This window comes from Candidatus Schekmanbacteria bacterium (assembly GCA_016219965.1).
In the GTDB taxonomy this organism is placed as follows: Bacteria; Schekmanbacteria; GWA2-38-11; order GWA2-38-11; family J061; genus JACRJM01.
Map to the genome: position 1 here is coordinate 23,687 of JACRJM010000017.1, position 18,814 is coordinate 42,500.

Here is an 18,814-nt window from a genome sequence, read left to right on the forward strand (position 1 = left end):
ATGATGCACATAATAAGAATGTATAAATGGTTTGTAGTTCTTGCGATTTGCATATTGGCTGCTCAGGCAAGCGCTGAAGAGAGCCAGCTTCTTAAAACAGAAAAAGAAAAGGTAAGCTACGGTATCGGGGTAGATGTGGGTAGGAATTTCAAGAAGCTGGGCATAAATATTGATATGGATATTCTCCTAAATGGCTTGAAAGACGGATACTCAGGCAACAAGATAATGATGGATGAAAAAGATCTCCGTGAAACCATGAACACCTATCAAAGCGATCTGCTCAAAAAGCAGGCACAATCAAGAATTGCAACAGCAGAAAAAAACAAGAAATCAGGAGAGGCTTTTCTCTCTGATAACAAAAACAAGGAAGAGGTTGTAACTCTGCCGAGCGGATTACAGTATAAAATACTCAAGGCTGGTGACGGCAAAAAGCCGGCATCTTCCGACACAGTAGAATGCAATTACCGGGGTACTCTTATCAATGGTACAGAGTTTGACAGCTCCTATAACCGCGGACAATCTGCAACCTTTAAAGTCAATGGTGTGATTCCTGGCTGGACTGAAGCATTACAGCTTATGCCTACAGGCTCGAAATGGCTCTTATTCGTTCCGTCACAACTTGCGTACGGAGAGAGGGGAGCAGGACGGGACATAGGCCCCAATGAAACTCTTATTTTCGAAGTCGAGCTCATCGCCATAAAATAATGCCATAAAGAGGTAGATAAAATGAAGAAGGATATATTTGATTCAAATAATCAGCATCACCTGCGCACCTCTATCAGTAAATATTCAAATGATGATGGCAAATATTCTGACCAAAATTCTTCCATCAATGAACCTGAAGTGTATAAGTCAAAGGTTAAAATCCAAAATGAAGAAATTATCAATGTCAGGTCAGCAGCTAAAGAACTGTATAAGAAATATGTTGAGCTTTACGATTCTGTACCCATCGGGCTTTTTACCTTTGACAGTGAATGGAACATCCATAATGTAAACATTGCAGGAGCTGCCATTCTGGGTAAGGAAAAATCTGATATTATAAACAAGTCTTTTAAACTCTTTATTGATTACCATTCTTTTCCAGATTTCAATAATTTCTGCAATACCGTAAATGATTCCGAAGCAGGGCAATCCTGTAAAATAATGCTGTCAGTTTCCTGCAAGCCTTGCTGCGTCCAAATCATAAGTATGCCGCCAAGTTGTTCCAGCGGGAAAAATGTCATTCAAACAGCAGTTATAGATGTTACAGCGCAAATGGAAACTGAGGACAAACTTCGTCACGCATATAAAATGGAATGCATAGGGAAGATTACAAGTGATATTTCCCATGACTTTAACAAGATTCTGTCCGCTATTGTAGTTTACAGTTCGTTATTAAGGAATAAGTTAGAAGATGGCAGCCCATTAAAAGAATATGCAAATCAAATAGTAAGTTCATCAGAAACTGCTGCAAGTTTAATTCAGAATCTTCTCCTCTTTGCAAAAAAACCTCTAATGAACACAATTCCGACAGATCTGAATGGAATTATCAGAGAATCAAAAATGGTGTTATCTACGATTCTCGGGGAAAATATTGAGCTTCTCATATCATTGTCAGAAGAAAGCATTATAATAAATGCCAGTACGACGCAGATTAAGCAAATACTTTGTAACTTATGCTCAAATTCAACAGATGCAATGCCTGATGGAGGAGTGTTCTATATAAGCACTGAAAAAACAACAATTGATGAAAAATTCATTCAAAGGAATGGTTTCGGCAAAATAGGGGAATACGCACTCCTTACAGTTTCTGATATAGGCTCAGGTATTGATGAAGAAACTCAGAAAAACATTTTTGTTCCATTTTTCACAACCAAAGAGGAAAAGATAGGTACCGGACTTGGATTGTCCATAGTTTATGGATTAGTAAAGAATCACAATGGATATATTGTATGTGATAGCGCGCAGGGCAGAGGAACAATTTTTGAGATATTTTTCCCTCTTTACGGAACAAATGTCAGACTTAATCCCAAATAAAAAAAGCAGCCTCTCTTTTCAAAGAGGCTGCCGGGGGGTATTACAAACGGGCTGTTGCCCGAGGGGGTCATTTTAATATTTAGACTTTGCCGAGCGTTTTCTTTCCCGGTTCCCAGTTTACAGGGCATAGCTCACCGGTCTGAAGAGCTTTAAGGACTCTTAATACTTCATCAACATTCCTTCCAACACTTAGTTCATGCATCAACTGGTACCGTACCTTACCTTCAGGGTCGATTACAAAGAGTCCGCGGTATGTTATACCTGCATCTTCAATTAAAACTCCGTAATTCCTGCTGACTTCATGATTGTTATCGCTGAGCAATGGATACTTTAAACCTTTTAAATCCCTCTCTATCCACGCCATATGCGAAAACTTACTGTCAGTGCTTATTCCGAAAACTTCAGCCTTTAGCGCCTTGAACTCCGACAACCTGTCGCTAAATGCCGTAATCTCTGTAGGACAGATAAATGTAAAATCAAGGGGATAGAAAAATAAAACTGCCCATTTTCCCTTTAAATCATCAAGGCTGTATTTATTAAACTTACCTTCAAAAACTCCTTCGACTTTAAAGCCCGGTGCTTTGTCTCCTACTCTTACTGACATCTTTCATCCTCCTCATTTATAATCTCATATCAATTTGTGTATAAAAAATATCTAATTTAATTATAGTAATTGCAACAAGCGTGCCACTCATTATCAATCAATGAGTTAGCTGGTAATTATGATATTATAGAGGAGTTTATTGTTTCAAACATGACACATTTATTCAACTATTGAAACATGGCAAGGATAAATGGTTTTTATTTTTCCCAGTCTTTTTCAACCAATTTGTAATGTTCAGGGAATTGTCCTTCGTAGCGCAGAAAAGATGGAATAGGATATCTGATGCCGCCTTTGTGTGTACCCTCAAGTCCGTCAGCAATCTCATCCATTTTAGAAACCGGGATTGTAAAAGCCATTTCAGTGTCCTGCGTCTGTGCAAATATGCGATCTCCATAGCAGGGAAGAATAACCTGGCACTCCTGTGTGGTCATCGCCTCTATGACAATATCAGCGCAGTCTATCCTCCCTGAAAACCTTGATGTCAGGTATCCTCCTTTGTTATAAAGCGCAGCAACAAGTAGCCGCATCACCTGGGCTGAGCTTGCATAAATGCAGATCACGTCTGGTTCAAATTTTCCTGATGATAGCGGAGAAACAATAATACTGCTGTATTTTTTATAAGGAAACTTCGGCGTAGCCTGCTCTGTCTTTGCCCCGGCTCCGAGTGTTTCTGTGTACATTCCACAGCACGCTTCACCGCTGAAATAATGCTCTCCTGCTTTTTCAAATCCGAAAGCTATCTTAGTAAGCGGGCAGTTTATATCCTCTCTTCCCATTGCCACAGTCCATCCGTATTTTCTTGCCATGGATATCCCCTGGCAAATTGCTATCTGCAGGTTCATATCTTTTTTTACCCGACGGGTTTTATCTGGCAATGGTTCACCTTCTTTTAACATCCTTATAGCTACAGGGAATGTCTGCGGTCTTATATGGTAATTTAATTTCTCACTGAACTTGTTGATATCCATAATTACCTCATCTAATAAATTTTTTTTCTATTTCTTACGCAATGTCTTTAGGTTTGCAGAGAAATTCTTTTTTTTCAGACACTCTGCCGCAGTTTTCGCAGACGAATTTGATTTCCGCAAGTTTCGGTTTGCAGATATGCCTTGCGTCCCCTGCAGTCCTTCCGCAATACTCGCACATATAAGCGACTTTTTTTTCCGCATAATCAGGGTTGCAAAGATGACTGCTCTCAGTACTCATTTTCCCGCATGTTTTACATGTATATGTTTTTTCTGCACCTTTATCTTCAGCCATTTTCACCCTCCATGTTTATAATACGTTATCTGGTTTGGCAGTCCCGCTCCATTTCCAAACCAACATGTCTTATTTTAAATCCTGTCCGCCATCTACGGTTATTACCTGTCCTGTAATAAAATCTGAATCTGATAATAGGAATGCAGCAAGACGGGCAATATCATTAAATGTTCCCTTTTTCTTCAAAGGTATCTTTTTAATAAAAGTCTCTTTCTGTTCATCACTATAGGAAGGTGGAAAAGTTATCATCCCAGGAGCTATGGCATTTACCTGAATGTCAGGCGCAAGTGCAAGCGCAAGGCATTTGGTAAGCATTATAAGGCCTGCTTTAGACGAACAATAGGGAACAGAGCTTTGCCATGCCTTAATCCCCCCAAGAGATGCGATATTGACTATCCTGCCGCCGCCTCTTTGCTTCATAAATTCTGCTGCTTTACGTGCACAGTAAAAAGGACCTGTAAGATTAGTCCCGAGTGCATTTTCCCACATCTCTTCCGTTATCTCATTTATTTTTGCCGGCTGAAAGATTCCAGCGTTGTTGACAAGAAAATCAAGACCGCCAAGTGCATCTGCCGCTTTCTCTACCATCTTTTCAGTTTCAACTCTATTTCGCAGGTCGGCTTTAAGGTGTACGGAAAATGATCCATGTCTTTTAATTTCCTCAACAGTGCCGCGAGCATCATTCTCTGAGTTGCAAAAACTTATGGCAACATCAGCCCCAAGCCTTGCAAGCTCAATTGAAATGGCTTTCCCCATATTTTTGGCCCCGCCGGTGACAAGGGCTTTTTTTCCATTAAACAGTTTATCAGTCATTGCGTTTAAGCCTGTTGAAAATTATTTTTTCAATTTCATCATCTGTTAACAGTTTTTTTCCTTTCACGATTTCTGCAATTGTCCTGCCTGTTCTAAGCGATTCTTTGGCAACATCGGCTGAATTCATATATCCAATGTATGGGGTTAAAGCCGTTGCAAGACCTACGCTTCGTTCAGCATGAAGTCTGCACATCGCTCTATTAGCTTTTAGCCCATTAATGCATTTTTCCGAAAGCATTGAGAGAGCATTTGTTAAGAGCTTTATGGAGTTTGACAGATTAAAGGCAATGAGAGGCATCATCACATTAAGCTCAAGCTGTCCTGCCTGTGCGGCATAGGAAATAGCGGTATCATTCCCTATTATCTGGAATGCTGTCATTGTAACAGCCTCTGGTATAACAGGATTTATCTTACCCGGCATGATAGATGACCCCGGCTGGACAGCAGGAAGATCTATCTCGTTTAAGCCTGTTCTTGGTCCCGAAGAGAGAAGTCTCAGATCATTGCAGATTCTAACAAGATCTAGGCAAAAGCCTCTCAGATTTCCCGAAACATTTATAAATGGAGCCATGCTCTGCATCGCCTCGTAGAGGTCGCGGGAGCTTTTCAGATTAAACCCGGTCTCAGCCCGCAGATACTTTATTACAAGCTCCCTGTATCCCTTTCTTGTATTTATACCGCTGCCGACCGCAGTTCCTCCGATTCCAAGCTCTTCAAGGGAATGAGAAGCTTCTAAAATATTTTTTTCCCAGCGGGCAATATTTTCGCCATATGCTGTAAACTCGTTTCCAAGAGTCAGCGGCACCGCATCCTGAAGATGTGTACGTCCTGATTTTATTATATTTTTAAATTCCTTTCCCTTTTGCAGAAATGATTTGCTGAGGGAGTCCATTTTTATGGCCAGGTCATTCAATGCTCTGATTGAGCTTATTCTCATGGCAGTTGGGAAAACATCATTAGTGGACTGTCCAAGATTTACATGGTCATTGGGATGGACAGGTTTATATTGCCCGCGTTTTTGTCCAAGCATCTCATTCGCCCTGTTAGCGATTACCTCGTTTACATTCATATGGGTTGAAGTGCCTGCTCCGGACTGGTAAGCATCAACAGGAAATTGGCTGTCCATTTTACCATCCAGTATTTCGCGGGAAGCTTTTATAATTGCTTTCCCATTTTTTGCTGAAAGAGTTCCCAATTTCATGTTTGCCATCGCTGCTGCAATTTTAATGAGAGCAATGGAATAAATGATTTCACAGGGCTGTTTATAAGGACTGATTACAAAGTTTTCAACTGCCCTGAAAGTCTGTATTCCATAATATGCTTTAGCCGGAACCTTTTTCACTCCAAGTGAATCTTTTTCTTCACGATACTTTCCACCGATCCCGGTTTTTCTTTTTCCGGCAGTCACTTCATACCCCCTTCATTTTTATTCATTCTCACTTCAAGCTCTCTTCAAGGCGTGCCAGAAGATATACAAGGTCTGACAAACGGTTTATGAACTTTAATAGTTCCTCGCTTACTCCCCCTTCTTTAACAGAAAGCTTTGTCACCTTTCTCTCGGCTCTGCGTATCACGGTTCTTGCGACATGAAAGACAGACGATGAAAATGTCTCTCCGGGGATGATGAAAACCGGAGGAAGGTTTAGCTCTGTCTCAAGCTCATCTATCCATGCTTCAAGCTGTTTCACCTCTTTGTCAGTTATAAATTTCTTTATCATTCCCCTGTTCTCAGGCAATGTTGCAAGCTCAGTACAAACAGTAAAAAGATTCTCCTGAATATAGAGGCTGATATTTCTTGCCTTCTCGCTTTTTGCCGCACTTCTTGCCATCCCGAGGAAGGAGCCGAACTCATCTATTGTTCCGTATGCCTCAGGGCGTAGATCAAACTTGTGAATTCTTTGTCCGCTGTAAAGACCTGTTGTCCCTTTATCTCCTGTCCCGGTTGAAATTTTCATATTTAACTTTCAGTTATTTTTACGGCCAGTATTTTTCTCATATGCAGGAGAGCCCATTCGTGAGCTTTTTCATCAAAGGATGCGACACAGTTTCTCGGCACTATTACACTATAATCACGGTTTCTCAGATCCGAACATGTATAAAGCACACATATGTCAGTGCATACACCTACCACTGTGACATCCTCGTCCTTCGATACGTTCTGAAGCAATATTTTATTGAGGTCAGTATCATAGAAGCCGGAGTATCTGGTCTTTGGGACATCAATTCCCCTCTGCCAGTAACTATGAAGCTCATTAATCACTTTTGATTGGTCTGAACCTTTTATGCAATGCCTCGGGAATACTCTGAATTCAGGGTCATTTTCGTTGTGTTCATCTCTGAGAAATATTATTGCTTCTTTCCCCTCTTTCTCTTTAAGGAGCATCTTTACCGGTTCTATTATCCTTCGCGACGACTCCCCGCAATAAAGCGGATATCCCGGTTCAAGGAAACCCCTCAACATGTCGGTCACAATCATTGCCATACTATAACAATTAATAAACCAACCATAAAAAGCAAGCTATAACAGCGCAGCTACAATAAATCGAGAAGCCATCTTTCAGGCTCTTCGAGATACTCTTTTACTCTGTGTAGGAACTGAACTGCCGGAGCTCCGTCAACCACTCTATGGTCAAAGGAAAGACAGAGATTCATCATCCATCTTTTTGTGATTTCTCCGTCAACTACAACCGGCCGTTCCGTTATTTTGTGAATCCCAAGTATGGCAACTTCAGGAAAGTTTATAATTGGAGTAGATGCAAGAGCGCCAAATCCTCCGGCATTTGTAATAGTAAATGTACCTTCATGAACATCCTGCAGGGTAAGCTTGTCACTTACCGCTTTTTTCTTCAGCTCATCAAGTTCCCTGGCAATCTCCATTACACTTTTCTTGTCAGCGGAATGGACAACCGGCACTATGAGGCCGCTATCACGGGCAACTGCAACACCTATATTGTAATATTTCTTTATCTTGAGGTCATCCCCTTCAAGAGATGAATTAAGGACAGGGAATTCTTTAAGCGAATAAACCACAGCCTTAATAATAAAAGGCATATAGGTCATGTGAACATTATATTTCTTCTCTATTTCACCGGAATGTTTTTTTAAGAAATCAACCCATCTCGACATATCTGCTTCGTCCCACGTTGTTACGTGAGGTGCCTCACGCTTGCTTTTCAGCATCTGTTTTGCAATAGCGCGACGTATCGCTGAAAGATGAATTATTTCCTCACCATTCTCCGTCTTCCCTTCTGCTTTGACCGACTTCTGCACAACCTTTACCCAGAATTCTGGATTAAGATCAAATTCTTCTTCTGTTATTTCTTCAGCCTGTCTTTCCACATAAGCCATAATATCATCTTTGGTCACACGTCCCCCGACCCCTGTACCCTGTAATTTATCAGGATCAACTCCGTATTCCCTTGCAAGCCTTCGAACAGCAGGAGAGTATCTGGTCGCTTCTGACCTTTCTTTCATGGCAAGTTCAGCCGCAACAGCCGGCTCTTCCAAAATTTTAGATTTGACAGTTTCACCTTCTGTCTTTGCAGGCTCTTCAGTCTCTGCTTTTTCCCCTTCAAGCAATATGACGCCAAGCTTTGCCCCCACAGGAACCGTCTCACCTTCCTGCACTAATACCTTTGAAAGGATGCCGCTTGCTGGAGAAGGCACCTCTATATTAACCTTGTCAGTTGTTATCTCAACTAGCGGATCATCGCGAACTACCTTCTCTCCTTCCTTTTTATGCCATTTGGATATCGTACCTTCTACAACACTCTCTCCGAGCTGAGGCATTATTACCGGAACAGGCATGACAGGTTCTCCTTCAAATAATTACTTACAAAACAAATTAGCCTTGAAATTAAATTAATAGGCTGCAAGCTTCCGTGCCGCATCTGCTATCTTTTTAGGGCTGACCATAAAAAATTCTTCCATAGGAGGCGAAAATGGAATTGCAGGGACATCAGGTCCTGCAACCCTTGTTACAGGGGCATCTAGATAATCAAAAGCTTCTTCAGCGATTATTGCCGCTATTTCTCCTCCTACTCCGCCTGTTTTATTCGCTTCATGGACAATCAGTGCTCGTCCCGTCTTCTTCACTGATTCCAATATCATATCCTTGTCAATAGGAAGGAGGGTGCGAAGATCAATAACCTCAACCTTTATATTCTCTTTTGCTAACTCCTTTGCCGCTTCAAGTGCATAATTGACCGGCAGACCGTAAGTTATAATGCTGAGTGTTTCCCCTTCAAGCTTCCTGTCCGCTTTCCCGATCGGCACGATATAATCATCATCAGGTATATCCTGTTTCAGGCTGCGATAAAGTTTCTTATGCTCAAAATAAATTATAGGATTATTGTCTCTTATGGCGGCTTTCAGCAATCCCTTCGCATCGTAAGGGGTTGCTGGAGCTACTACTTTAAGTCCCGGCTGATCGACAAACCACGCCTCATTACTTTGCGAATGGTATAGACCACCTCCGATTCCTCCGCCGCAGCAGACGCGGAAAACTACTGGGACCCTGTAGGAACCACCTGAACGGTATCTCAGCTTTGCAGCCTGCTGAATTATCTGGTCCATGGCAGGAGTTATAAAATCAGCAAACTGTATCTCCGGTACCGCTTTCAAACCGACTAAAGTCGCACCTATTGATGCACCTGCAATAAGTGATTCAGAAAGAGGTGTGTCCAGAACCCGCATTTCGCCAAACTGCTTCTGCAATCCCTTAGTCGCTTTGAACACCCCGCCATAAAGACCGATGTCTTCTCCCATCATAAAGAGTTTATCATCTCTTTCCATCTCTTCGCGAAGCGCTTCAGTTATAGCCTCTATATACGTAACCTTATGCACTTTTATTCCCCCTCATAGTAAAGGTCTTCAAGTGCCTCCTCTGCCTGCGGGAAGGGGCTGTTTTCAGCATATGCGACAGCCTCATCAACATCCTGTTTTGCTTTGCTGTAGGCAGCCTTTTTTTCTTCTTCCGTTATAATCTTATGTTCAATGAGGAGTTGTTCAAACCTGGGGATAGGATCACGGCTTTTCCAGTATTCGACCTCCTCAGGAGGTCTATAGTCAGCCGGATCTATCTCGGAATGGCCATACCATCTGTATGTTTTGCATTCAATAAAAGTCGGACCACCGCCATTTCTGGCTTTATCAAGAGCTTCTTTGGAAGTCTTCAATACTTCCATTACATCATTCCCGTCTATAGTAATTCCGGGAAATCCATAAGCTTTTGCTCTGTCAGAAAGGTCAGTCAATGCGGTCTGAAGTTTTAAAGGAACTGATTCAGCCCAGAGGTTATTCTGGCATAAAAAGACAATGGGAAGCTTATGGACGCCTGCAAAATTAAGAGCCTCGTGAAAACATCCGCGGCTTGTAGCTCCATCACCAAAAAAGCTTATTACAACATTCTTCTTATTGAGAAGCCTGAACCCCAGCGCGGCTCCGGTACCTAATACAATCTGGCCTGCAACCGTACTTGCCGGTGTAATAACGTTTAAAGGTGCATAACCATAGTGGCATGGATGTGATTTCCCCTTATCAGGGCTTGTTTTGCGGGCATATATCTGCGCCATTATTACTTTAGGAGGAACCCCTTTGCCTATATTGGCGCCAAGTTCCCTGTGTGATGGAGCTACAACATCATCTTTTTCAAGGAGAAATGACGGGACAACAGTAGTGGCCTCCTGTCCAACAGCAGAAAAATAAGTTCCGGCAAATCTTGCCTGTTTAAAAAGTTTCCTTGTTTCTTCATCGAAAGTTCTTGTAAGAACAAGATGGTAATAAAGATCTTTTAATTTTTCTTTATCGAGAATGGTATCGATTGTCAGCACCTCCAATGAGAAAAGTTATAAGCTCTTAACAATATGTCTGAAATTATGGGCCTATATGTGTAGCCCTCAGTATATCTTCTTTATCCATCCATTCAGGAAAACGTTTTATTGCTTTAAGTTCCTCTTCAAGGGATATCTGATGTCCCTTTTCAAAGCCAGAAAGATATTCAAACATAAATCTTCCACTTTGGTCTTTAAAAAGCTTTGCATTTTCACGGTAAAATTTTGCCGCCTCTTTTTCCTTGCTTATCGCGAACCTGATAAGCTTTTCAATACCTAACTTATTTAGTTCAGCAATCTTCCCAGAGTAAAAAGCAGTCTTCATTCTTTGCGGATTTTCTCCAGTTTCTCTACTATAAATATCCGTAAGAAGTTTCGCGTGATGAGACTCCTCTCTTGCAAGTTCTATTATTTTACGCTTCACTAAAGGGTTTTTTATTTTTCCGCTCATATGTTTGTAAAGAAGGGATGCCTCCCTTTCCCTGTTTATTGCCAGCCCCAAAGCCTCAACTGATGTTAACCTTTTATTCAACTTCAATAAAAAACTCCAAAATTGACTATGTTTTAAATCGTTAACTTACTTCCACAAACTTTTCTTTTGGAGCCCCGCATCTGGGACACACATCAGGAGGCGTATCGCCTATGTGTACATATCCGCAAACACTACACTTCCACTTTTTCAAAAAATCTTCTCCGCTCTTCTATCAGCTTGCCGGTTTACAGGCATCAACAGGACATACCTCAGCACATGTCGCACATTCCGTACACTTAACAGGATCTATGACATAGATTGGATCACCCTCACTTATGGCGTTATCAGGACAGGCATCAACGCATGTGCCGCATGCTATACATTCATCAGTAATTTTGTAAGACATTTTCTCTCCTTTAAAAGGTTAATGTTAGAGATTTTTTAAATGCTCAGCTTCCAAACGTTTTTCATATTCTTTAAGAAGTTCTTCCAGATCTTTTTTATGCTCCAGTTCAACAGCAGCAAGGGATCTAAAAAGATTATTCAACTCTTCAAAGTGTTCAGCCTTAGATTTGTTGAGATAATAAACTGCCGACTCCTCTTCTCTCGAAACAGCATCCTTGATTACTTCAATCATCACCCGAAGCTTTTTTACATCTTCTAATCCCATGAGTGCACTTTCTTTCTAATTAAAGTTTACTGTGGCTTATATTATAAATTTGCACTCCTGAAACATGTACCGAAATCCAGAGATGAACATTCAAGATCAGCCAGCAAAGAGGAAACAACTTTTTCCTCTACCATTTCAATATTTCCTGACATAAGGATGCCTGCTGCATGAGAATGTCCTCCACCATTAAACTTAATTGCAAATCTGTTGACATCAAAACTATTCTTTGAGCGAAGACTTATTTTAACCAACCCTTCTTTTTGTTCAAGAAATAAAAGATATACCTGTACACTTCCAATAAACCCCAGAAGATCAATAAATCCCTCTGTTTCCTCATATTTTACACCGGCAGATTCAAGCATGGCAAGAGTTACTCCCGACCATACAACTCTCCCTTCACAAGCTGAATTTAATCTCTCCAGTACTTTCCCCAACAGTTTCATCCTGTTGACACTTTTTTGTTCATAGATTTTTTCATAAATGATTGGGGGACAAACTCCAGACTCAATCAGTTGTGCAGCTATCCTGTGTACAGAAGGGGTGGTATTTGAATATTTAAAAGCACCTGTATCAGTCAAAATAGCAGTATATATTCCCACACCCATTACCTCATCAATCTTCAAACCCAGTAGCTCCGCAATTTCATACACGAGTTCCCCTGTCGAACTGGCAGAAGGATTTAAATAATTGAGGTCACCTATGCCTGCATTTGATGGATGATGGTCTATACATATCTTTTTAGCCTGCATGTTCCTGAGTGGTTCAGCCATATCCCCAAGTCTTTCCCAGTTGCTTATATCAAGAACAATGAGAGTGTCCGCATCAGGAATTTTATCTCCTTTTTTAAAAATATTAAATGGTGCATAATCTTCAAGAAAGGAATAATTAGCAGGTACAGGATGAGTATTTAAAATAATTGGAGTTTTATTAAGATATTTTAAAATTCTCCACATAGCCAGCTCAGACCCCAGCCCATCACCATCAGGATTCATATGAGTAGTGATGATTATTCTTCCGGACTCCTCCAGCAGGTCTTTAAGTTCAAAATTCAGCTTCATCTCATCACCCAAATGAAGACACATCATCCTTCATAAATAGGACGTTCTTTTTTAGAGAACCAATCTGAGGGATTGGTGAGATATTCATATGTTTCTTCAAGAATTCTGTAATGCTCTGACTCTTCAGAGCATAGCTGTTGATAAAATTTTTTCTCATATTCGCTGTCAGCCTTCTTTTCCTGCTTTTCATAGAACTTATAACCATCAGTTTCCAATTTCATTGCTAACTTTATTGCCTTAGTGTCATCAGAATCAACTTCCTCATTCTTTTTAATCTTTTTTTCAGCTTTTTTAAATATTGTTTCAAAATTTACAGGCATATATTTTGCAATTTTGTCCGGAAGTGGAGCTTCACCCCAGCTTTTCCCTTTTTCAAGGGAATCCCAAATCTTTTTTATTCTCTTAATATGGTTTTGCTCCTCTTTTGCCAAAGAATCGAAGATAACCCTGCCGAGTCTGTTTTTACAGTTTTTAGCAGACTTCTTGTAAAACTCAAAACCATCTATTTCAGTTTGATAAGCTATTTTCAAAGCATCGATTTTTCTTTTCATAGTCTTCCATCCTATAAGTTTTTACCAGCGGTCAAGAAGCTTTTTCCCCATAAGCCTGTTAAAAAACTTTTCATCATCTGAAATGAATGAGACCCCTTCACCAAGAATATTTCTTGCACATATCTCACCCTGCAGCCATGCGCTGCTCCATCCAAAATTATTCCGGTTTATTTTCCTGTTTATATCATATACCTGAGCAACATCACCGGCAGCAAATATATTCGAAACAGACGTACGCAATTCTTCATTCACAACTATTCCACGATCCAGCTTAATATTGCTTTCACTGAGGAAATTAATGTTTGGATTATAAGAGTATGCTGAAATCACCATGTTGCATTCTATTTCTTCATCATTGCTGGTAATGACAGAGTAGTTATCCGCATCAATTGCAAAAATGTCAGCAATTTTATCTCCAAGCTTAATTTTTACCTTTTCCTTATCAAACTTTGAAACAATATCTTCATTAGTAATTCCAAGGTAATTCCCGCGCCAGAGATCATTTTCAGAAGTAAGATATATAACTTCAAGACCACACTTCTTTAATCCACGCACCATTTCAATGCCAATATATCCGGTACCGGCAACAATAACCTTTTTTGAGACCAAGGCCTTTCTTTTGATTTTCATGGCATCGATAATTGTGTAGAGAGTGAAAATGTCAGATGAAACATGATGTAAGTTTTCCGGTAATCTTGGCACGGTACCACTCGCAATAACCAGATAATTATATCCAATTCTTTCACCAGAGGAAAGAATGACAACATTATTTACACTATCCACTTTAACAACACGTTTTCCGGTAATTATTTTGCTTCCTCCGGAATCAAACATATTCTCCTTTAAAAGATCTTTTTCAGACAAATCCCCTGCAATGAAGTCAACAAGGGTAGGTTTCAAATAGAAAGGATTTTTCTCGCTACAAATCAAAACAGAGTTACTACTCTCGTCGTTTTCCTTAAGCGTCTTGGCTGCATTGATTGCAGCCGGTCCCGATCCGACAATTACATAATTCATAATCTTTCCCTCTCTCCTCTCTCATTATTCTTATAAATATCAAGATTAACTTCGCTAAAATAAATATATCTCATCAATTGTTATCTTTCGCAAAGAGTGATAAGAATTTTACAAATAGCCTAATCCCGCTCCCTGAAGCGCCTCTCGCAAGATAGTCATGTTTCTTCTCTATCCAAGCTGTACCGGCTATATCAAGGTGCACCCACGGAACTTCGTCTACAAATTGTTTTAAAAACATAGCCCCTGCAATAGTGCCTGCCGACCCGTCTCCTATGTTCTTAATATCTGCAACATCGCTTTTAATATCATCAAAGTAATCATCCCACACCGGAAGTTCCCATACGCGTTCATGTGTATTATTTCCGGCTTCATTGAGAAGTTTTTTCAATTTTTCGTTGTTACTCATCATTCCCATTGCATGAGAACCAAGCGCTATAACGCAGGCACCTGTCAATGTGGCAATATCAATAATTGCTGAAGGTTTAAAACGTAAGGCATATGTCAAACAATCAGCCAAAATAAGCCTACCCTCTGCATCCGTATTCTGTATTTCGATTGTCTTCCCCGACAGAGACTTCACAATATCACCCGGCTTTGTGGCTTTTCCGTCAGGAAGATTTTCAGTTGCAGGAATAATCCCAACCACACGCACAGGAAGCTTTAATCTTGCCACTGCAGCAATAGTCCCTATCACTGCAGCTCCACCAGCCATGTCATATTTCATCTTATGCATATCTTTCGCAGGTTTAAGAGAAATACCACCGCTGTCAAAAGTCACACCCTTACCCACAAGTGCAACAGTCTTAAGTTTCCTCATTGCAGTTGGATTATATTCCAGGATTATTATCTTTGCAGGTTCACTGCTGCCCTTAGTAACTGATAGGAATGATCCCATACCTTTTTTTTTGGCTTCATCAGCTGTAATAATTTTACATTTTATTCTTGGAATTGATGAGGCTATAAATTTTGCTTTGTTCGCAATAATTGTAGGTGTCATATGATTAGCAGGCGATGATATGAGCTCTCTTGCCATATTAACCTGTTCACATACGCTTACTGCATCTGATATCCCTTTCTGATAATTTTTTATATTTTTTGCTTCTGTAATTGCCAAAGTTATTTCAGATATCGAATTCTCAGGCTTTGAAGATGTTTGTAATGTATATGAAAAAGATGAAAGAATTAGTCCCTCAGCTATGGATTCGCCTATTTCGTATTCACTGACACTCTTAAAATGTTCAGATATTATTAAAATTGCAGCAATCTTTATTTTCTTTTCGTTGAGCTCCCGGTATGTGATACCTGACACTCTTCTTAAAAGATCAATGTTAAATTTGTTAATGTCACCAAGACCAATAAGAGTAATACCATCAATAGACTTAGACCCTGTAAAATTAACACTTATAGTTTTACCTACTTCACCGGTAAAATCTTTTAAGATTTTTGTATTTGAAATACTCTGTGAAAAGAACCTTTCAATTTCGGCAAGCACTGAATCTTTAATTTTAGGTGAATCAAAAACAAATGCAACCAGATAGTTTTTTTTAACTCCTTTCCAGTTATTTTTTTTCTGAAAAGTGTTAATCTTCATTTTTATTAACTCCTCTATTGAAAATATAGAAAATGACTTCTGGAAGAAAGTATTACTGAAAAACAAAAAAATCAATAAATCTTTGTTAATGGCTTAATTATAAGTAAAATGTGCCTCTTTATTACCCTTTATCTTTTTAATCTCATCAAATTATAGAGTTATCAATCATTGAAAAAAAGTTTCAGATCTTTAAGCTTGCTGTTTTTTCTTAGCTTCCTAATTGCCTCCTCTTCTATCTGCCTAATCCTTTCTCTTGAAAGCTTAAAATCCTCACCTATTTCCTCTAGAGTATGATTTACACCAAAATCAATCCCATATCTCATCCTCAATATTTTCTCTTCTCTAGGACTAAGCGTTTTTAATATTTCTCTTAATCTATCTTTCAAAGCATGCTGGGCTGTTTCAAGCTCAGGCGAAGCAGCATCTTGATTCTCTATTAAATTAACAAGACTTGTTTCATTCTCATCATCTTCTATTGATTCATCAAGAGAAACTGGCTCTTTTTGTATGCGGAGCACACTTCTCACAAAATCCTCATCCATCCCAACTTTTTTTGACATCTCAAAAATAGTTGGCCTTCTTTCAAGATCCTGAGACATTGTTTTATAGGCCCATTTAAGCTTGCGTATCTTATCTACTATATGTACAGGAATCCTGATGGTTTTCCCCTGCGCCATCAATGCTTTCATAATAGTCTGCTGTATCCACCAGTGAGCATAGCTGCAAAATTTAATACCTCTTTTATAATCATACTTATCAATTGCAGTCATCAAGCCTATATTCCCTTCCTGAACGAGATCCAAAAGCTGCAATCCTCGATTTTGATACTTTTTTGAAATACTTACAACAAACCGTAAGTTTACTTTGACTAATTTACTTTTAATATCATTATAAGACGTTAAGAAATTTTTTATTGAATCAGAATTTTCTTTCATTTCCTTTTTGTCGCTAACTGAAAAATACTTAATCAACTTATCAGCTTTTTCCACAGAGCAATAACTTTTTAACATTTCCCTTTTCTTGGATTTATTAAATTTTAGATTATTTGATATATTGATAACTATTGATTGAGCAATCTTTTCAATCTGAGTAAAATTAAATGGGATCTTTGACAATAGACCAACAATTGATTCATGATGTTTTCTTATTGAAGTGGCGAGTATTTTTTTACTTCTGGAAGCTTGTTTTGCTGAGTTATATTTCTCTATACAACTAAGAAGTTTTTTTTCTCGCTCTTTAATTAAAGATACAACCCCCATAAACATTTCAATTTTAGCTGAAACGTCTGCAAGATATAGCTCATCTAAAGGGTTTACATCAATAATTTCTTTAATCTTAATTTCCTTTTGTTCCAGCAAATTGGCGAGCTCAATAACTTCTGCAATGGTGATATATGAATTAATAACTAATGACATTATTTGAAACTTTACATTTTCAAGTTGTTTGAAACACTCAAATTCTTCCTCTCTTGAAAGATATGTGTGTTCTTTTATGTCTCTGTAATAAGAGTCGAGAGTATCAATCTCACGAACTAATTTATCCTGAACCAAATCATAAACATCTTCCTCAACATCTTGTGCGTCAGAAAGTTTTTCCAATTGGGCTGTTACGTCCTTTTCTAAAATCTTATCTTCAAGATTAAGCTCTAATTCATCCATTGAATCATCTTCTTCAATCAACTCCGTTTCATTTAGATTTATTTCATAAATATTATTAGCCATTTTAGTTTCCTTTTTTATCAAGTTTTTTTTTATTTTTTTCTTTTTCAACTTCATTATTTTCTTAACCTATAACGTTAACGTTACAAATAATATCTTTTTTTTAAATATAAAATGCTGCATAAAGATATGATAACCCACGCCTTATATCTGTGAAGTTACAATTGTTACATTGCAACACATCAATTTCTTTTTCACATTCAGTACATTCAGCTATTAATTGCCTTGAAACTTCCAATTCTCTTTTTACTTCATTCAGCTTATTTATCGTTTCAGTAACTTGATTCAACTTTAAGTGAAGTTTCGTATGTATTATTAAAGCTGCCTTGCCTCCAATTTTATATTTTCTTCTTGCATTCAAGAGATCTCCAATTTCACAAACACCCATATTCATACTCTTAAGCATTTTAATTGTTTTAAGTTTTTTGAGGTCATCTTCATTATAGAAACGGAATCCACCTTTTGTTCTTCCTGAAGGAAATAATAGTCCTTCTTCTTCGTAATATCTTACTGTCCTGATTGTTGTATTTGCTAGCTTTGCAATTTCGCCTATCTTCATTTTATTTCTCCTGCCATCAAAATATATTACGTTAACGTAATTGTCAATGTTTATTTGATAAACTTTCATAAAGCTTAGTTTTAATGCTATAGTTATCACAAAAATTCAAAGATTGTCTTCAGTGGATAGGCGAAGAAATTCTGTTATGGTTTAATAAAATGGATTAATCAAAGGAATTATTGAAATAATTTCGACTGGTAATTGTTGCGCAGAAAATAACTTAATGGTTTAATTATATTATCTAATTATCAACGACTTGCATTAACCAAAAAAAAGTTCCGCCTAATTTAATAGGCGGAACTTTATAAAGAATCCTGGCAGCGACTTACTCTCCCACCTCGAAGGGCAGTACCATCAGCGCAGGAGGGCTTAACTTCCGTGTTCGGAATGGTTACGGGTGTTTCCCCTCCGCTATAACTACCAGGAAAATAGTTATATCAATTAACTATAAAATGATTTGCAAATAAGAATGGTGGCTAAGCCTCACGGCTGATTAGTACTGGTTAGCTAAATCCATTTCTGAACTTACACACCCAGCCTATCAACCTGGTAATCTTCCAGGAGCCTTTAGGTATCTTATGATACGGGATATCTTATCTTGAGGCAGGTTTCCCACTTAGATGCTTTCAGCGGTTATCCTTTCCGGACATAGCT

The 18,814-nt window shown here is 38.9% G+C and carries 21 protein-coding genes and 2 rRNA genes (1 of these 23 only partly in view); 2 read left to right on the plus strand and 21 right to left on the minus strand.

Features of this window, described 5'->3' with window-relative positions:
- Positions 1 to 18 precede the first annotated feature (18 nt).
- Together HZA77_16175 and HZA77_16180 are read left to right on the plus strand one after the other, a co-directional pair.
- Positions 19 to 705, plus strand: a complete 687-nt coding sequence (locus tag HZA77_16175; GenBank protein MBI5376970.1) for an FKBP-type peptidyl-prolyl cis-trans isomerase — start codon at positions 19 to 21, stop codon at positions 703 to 705.
- A gap of 21 nt (positions 706 to 726) precedes the next feature.
- Positions 727 to 2,016 (plus strand): hypothetical protein, encoded by a 1,290-nt coding sequence (locus HZA77_16180; protein MBI5376971.1) that lies wholly within the window; start codon positions 727 to 729, stop codon positions 2,014 to 2,016.
- A 79-nt stretch (positions 2,017 to 2,095) separates the two neighbouring features.
- On the opposite strand, the gene HZA77_16185 is transcribed toward HZA77_16180, so the two are convergent.
- The 21 genes from HZA77_16185 to HZA77_16285 all read right to left on the minus strand — a co-directional run.
- On the minus strand, positions 2,096 to 2,620 hold the full coding sequence (locus HZA77_16185) for a peroxiredoxin (protein MBI5376972.1): 525 nt from the start codon (positions 2,618 to 2,620) through the stop codon (positions 2,096 to 2,098).
- Positions 2,621 to 2,817: 197 nt separating this feature from the next.
- Positions 2,818 to 3,588, minus strand: coding sequence for a DUF169 domain-containing protein (locus HZA77_16190; GenBank protein MBI5376973.1), 771 nt, complete (start codon positions 3,586 to 3,588; stop codon positions 2,818 to 2,820).
- Between the two features lie 34 nt (positions 3,589 to 3,622).
- A complete protein-coding gene (locus HZA77_16195) occupies positions 3,623 to 3,880 on the minus strand; it encodes a hypothetical protein (GenBank protein MBI5376974.1) in 258 nt (85 codons plus the stop codon).
- A gap of 69 nt (positions 3,881 to 3,949) precedes the next feature.
- On the minus strand, positions 3,950 to 4,693 hold the full coding sequence (locus tag HZA77_16200; protein ID MBI5376975.1) for an SDR family oxidoreductase: 744 nt from the start codon (positions 4,691 to 4,693) through the stop codon (positions 3,950 to 3,952).
- Positions 4,686 to 6,074 carry an aspartate ammonia-lyase gene (locus tag HZA77_16205; protein ID MBI5376976.1) on the minus strand — a complete coding sequence of 463 codons (1,389 nt, stop codon included), beginning with the start codon at positions 6,072 to 6,074 and terminating at the stop codon, positions 4,686 to 4,688. Before HZA77_16205 ends, HZA77_16200 begins: the two co-directional genes overlap by 8 nt.
- Positions 6,075 to 6,129: 55 nt before the next feature.
- Positions 6,130 to 6,648 carry a cob(I)yrinic acid a,c-diamide adenosyltransferase gene (locus tag HZA77_16210; protein MBI5376977.1) on the minus strand — a complete coding sequence of 173 codons (519 nt, stop codon included), beginning with the start codon at positions 6,646 to 6,648 and terminating at the stop codon, positions 6,130 to 6,132.
- A 2-nt stretch (positions 6,649 to 6,650) separates the two neighbouring features.
- Positions 6,651 to 7,175, minus strand: coding sequence for a cysteine hydrolase (locus HZA77_16215; protein ID MBI5376978.1), 525 nt, complete (start codon positions 7,173 to 7,175; stop codon positions 6,651 to 6,653).
- 50 nt (positions 7,176 to 7,225) lie between these two features.
- Positions 7,226 to 8,500 carry a dihydrolipoyllysine-residue succinyltransferase gene (gene sucB / locus HZA77_16220; protein ID MBI5376979.1) on the minus strand — a complete coding sequence of 425 codons (1,275 nt, stop codon included), beginning with the start codon at positions 8,498 to 8,500 and terminating at the stop codon, positions 7,226 to 7,228.
- Positions 8,501 to 8,554: 54 nt separating this feature from the next.
- Positions 8,555 to 9,538: an alpha-ketoacid dehydrogenase subunit beta gene (locus HZA77_16225; GenBank protein MBI5376980.1), complete on the minus strand. Its 984-nt coding sequence runs from the start codon at positions 9,536 to 9,538 to the stop codon at positions 8,555 to 8,557.
- Positions 9,539 to 9,540: 2 nt separating this feature from the next.
- Positions 9,541 to 10,524 carry a thiamine pyrophosphate-dependent dehydrogenase E1 component subunit alpha gene (locus HZA77_16230; protein ID MBI5376981.1) on the minus strand — a complete coding sequence of 328 codons (984 nt, stop codon included), beginning with the start codon at positions 10,522 to 10,524 and terminating at the stop codon, positions 9,541 to 9,543.
- Positions 10,525 to 10,567: 43 nt separating this feature from the next.
- Positions 10,568 to 11,062 (minus strand): ferritin family protein, encoded by a 495-nt coding sequence (locus HZA77_16235; GenBank protein ID MBI5376982.1) that lies wholly within the window; start codon positions 11,060 to 11,062, stop codon positions 10,568 to 10,570.
- 166 nt (positions 11,063 to 11,228) lie between these two features.
- Positions 11,229 to 11,402 carry a 4Fe-4S binding protein gene (locus HZA77_16240; GenBank protein ID MBI5376983.1) on the minus strand — a complete coding sequence of 58 codons (174 nt, stop codon included), beginning with the start codon at positions 11,400 to 11,402 and terminating at the stop codon, positions 11,229 to 11,231.
- Between the two features lie 24 nt (positions 11,403 to 11,426).
- Entirely contained in the window at positions 11,427 to 11,666 is a 240-nt protein-coding gene (locus HZA77_16245; GenBank protein MBI5376984.1) for a hypothetical protein, read from the minus strand.
- Positions 11,667 to 11,707: 41 nt separating this feature from the next.
- Positions 11,708 to 12,724, minus strand: a complete 1,017-nt coding sequence (locus HZA77_16250) for a bifunctional oligoribonuclease/PAP phosphatase NrnA (GenBank protein MBI5376985.1) — start codon at positions 12,722 to 12,724, stop codon at positions 11,708 to 11,710.
- Positions 12,725 to 12,747: 23 nt separating this feature from the next.
- Positions 12,748 to 13,275 (minus strand): ferritin family protein, encoded by a 528-nt coding sequence (locus HZA77_16255; protein MBI5376986.1) that lies wholly within the window; start codon positions 13,273 to 13,275, stop codon positions 12,748 to 12,750.
- Positions 13,276 to 13,296: 21 nt separating this feature from the next.
- Positions 13,297 to 14,292 (minus strand): NAD(P)/FAD-dependent oxidoreductase, encoded by a 996-nt coding sequence (locus HZA77_16260; GenBank protein MBI5376987.1) that lies wholly within the window; start codon positions 14,290 to 14,292, stop codon positions 13,297 to 13,299.
- Between the two features lie 73 nt (positions 14,293 to 14,365).
- On the minus strand, positions 14,366 to 15,883 hold the full coding sequence (locus tag HZA77_16265) for a leucyl aminopeptidase (GenBank protein ID MBI5376988.1): 1,518 nt from the start codon (positions 15,881 to 15,883) through the stop codon (positions 14,366 to 14,368).
- Between the two features lie 161 nt (positions 15,884 to 16,044).
- A complete protein-coding gene (locus tag HZA77_16270; protein MBI5376989.1) occupies positions 16,045 to 17,658 on the minus strand; it encodes a sigma-70 family RNA polymerase sigma factor in 1,614 nt (537 codons plus the stop codon).
- Positions 17,659 to 17,704: 46 nt separating this feature from the next.
- Positions 17,705 to 18,160, minus strand: coding sequence for a MerR family transcriptional regulator (locus HZA77_16275; protein ID MBI5376990.1), 456 nt, complete (start codon positions 18,158 to 18,160; stop codon positions 17,705 to 17,707).
- A gap of 312 nt (positions 18,161 to 18,472) precedes the next feature.
- Positions 18,473 to 18,585: ribosomal RNA gene (rrf, locus tag HZA77_16280) — 5S ribosomal RNA — on the minus strand.
- A gap of 41 nt (positions 18,586 to 18,626) precedes the next feature.
- A 23S ribosomal RNA gene (locus HZA77_16285) occupies positions 18,627 to 18,814 on the minus strand; it runs 2,832 nt beyond the window's last position.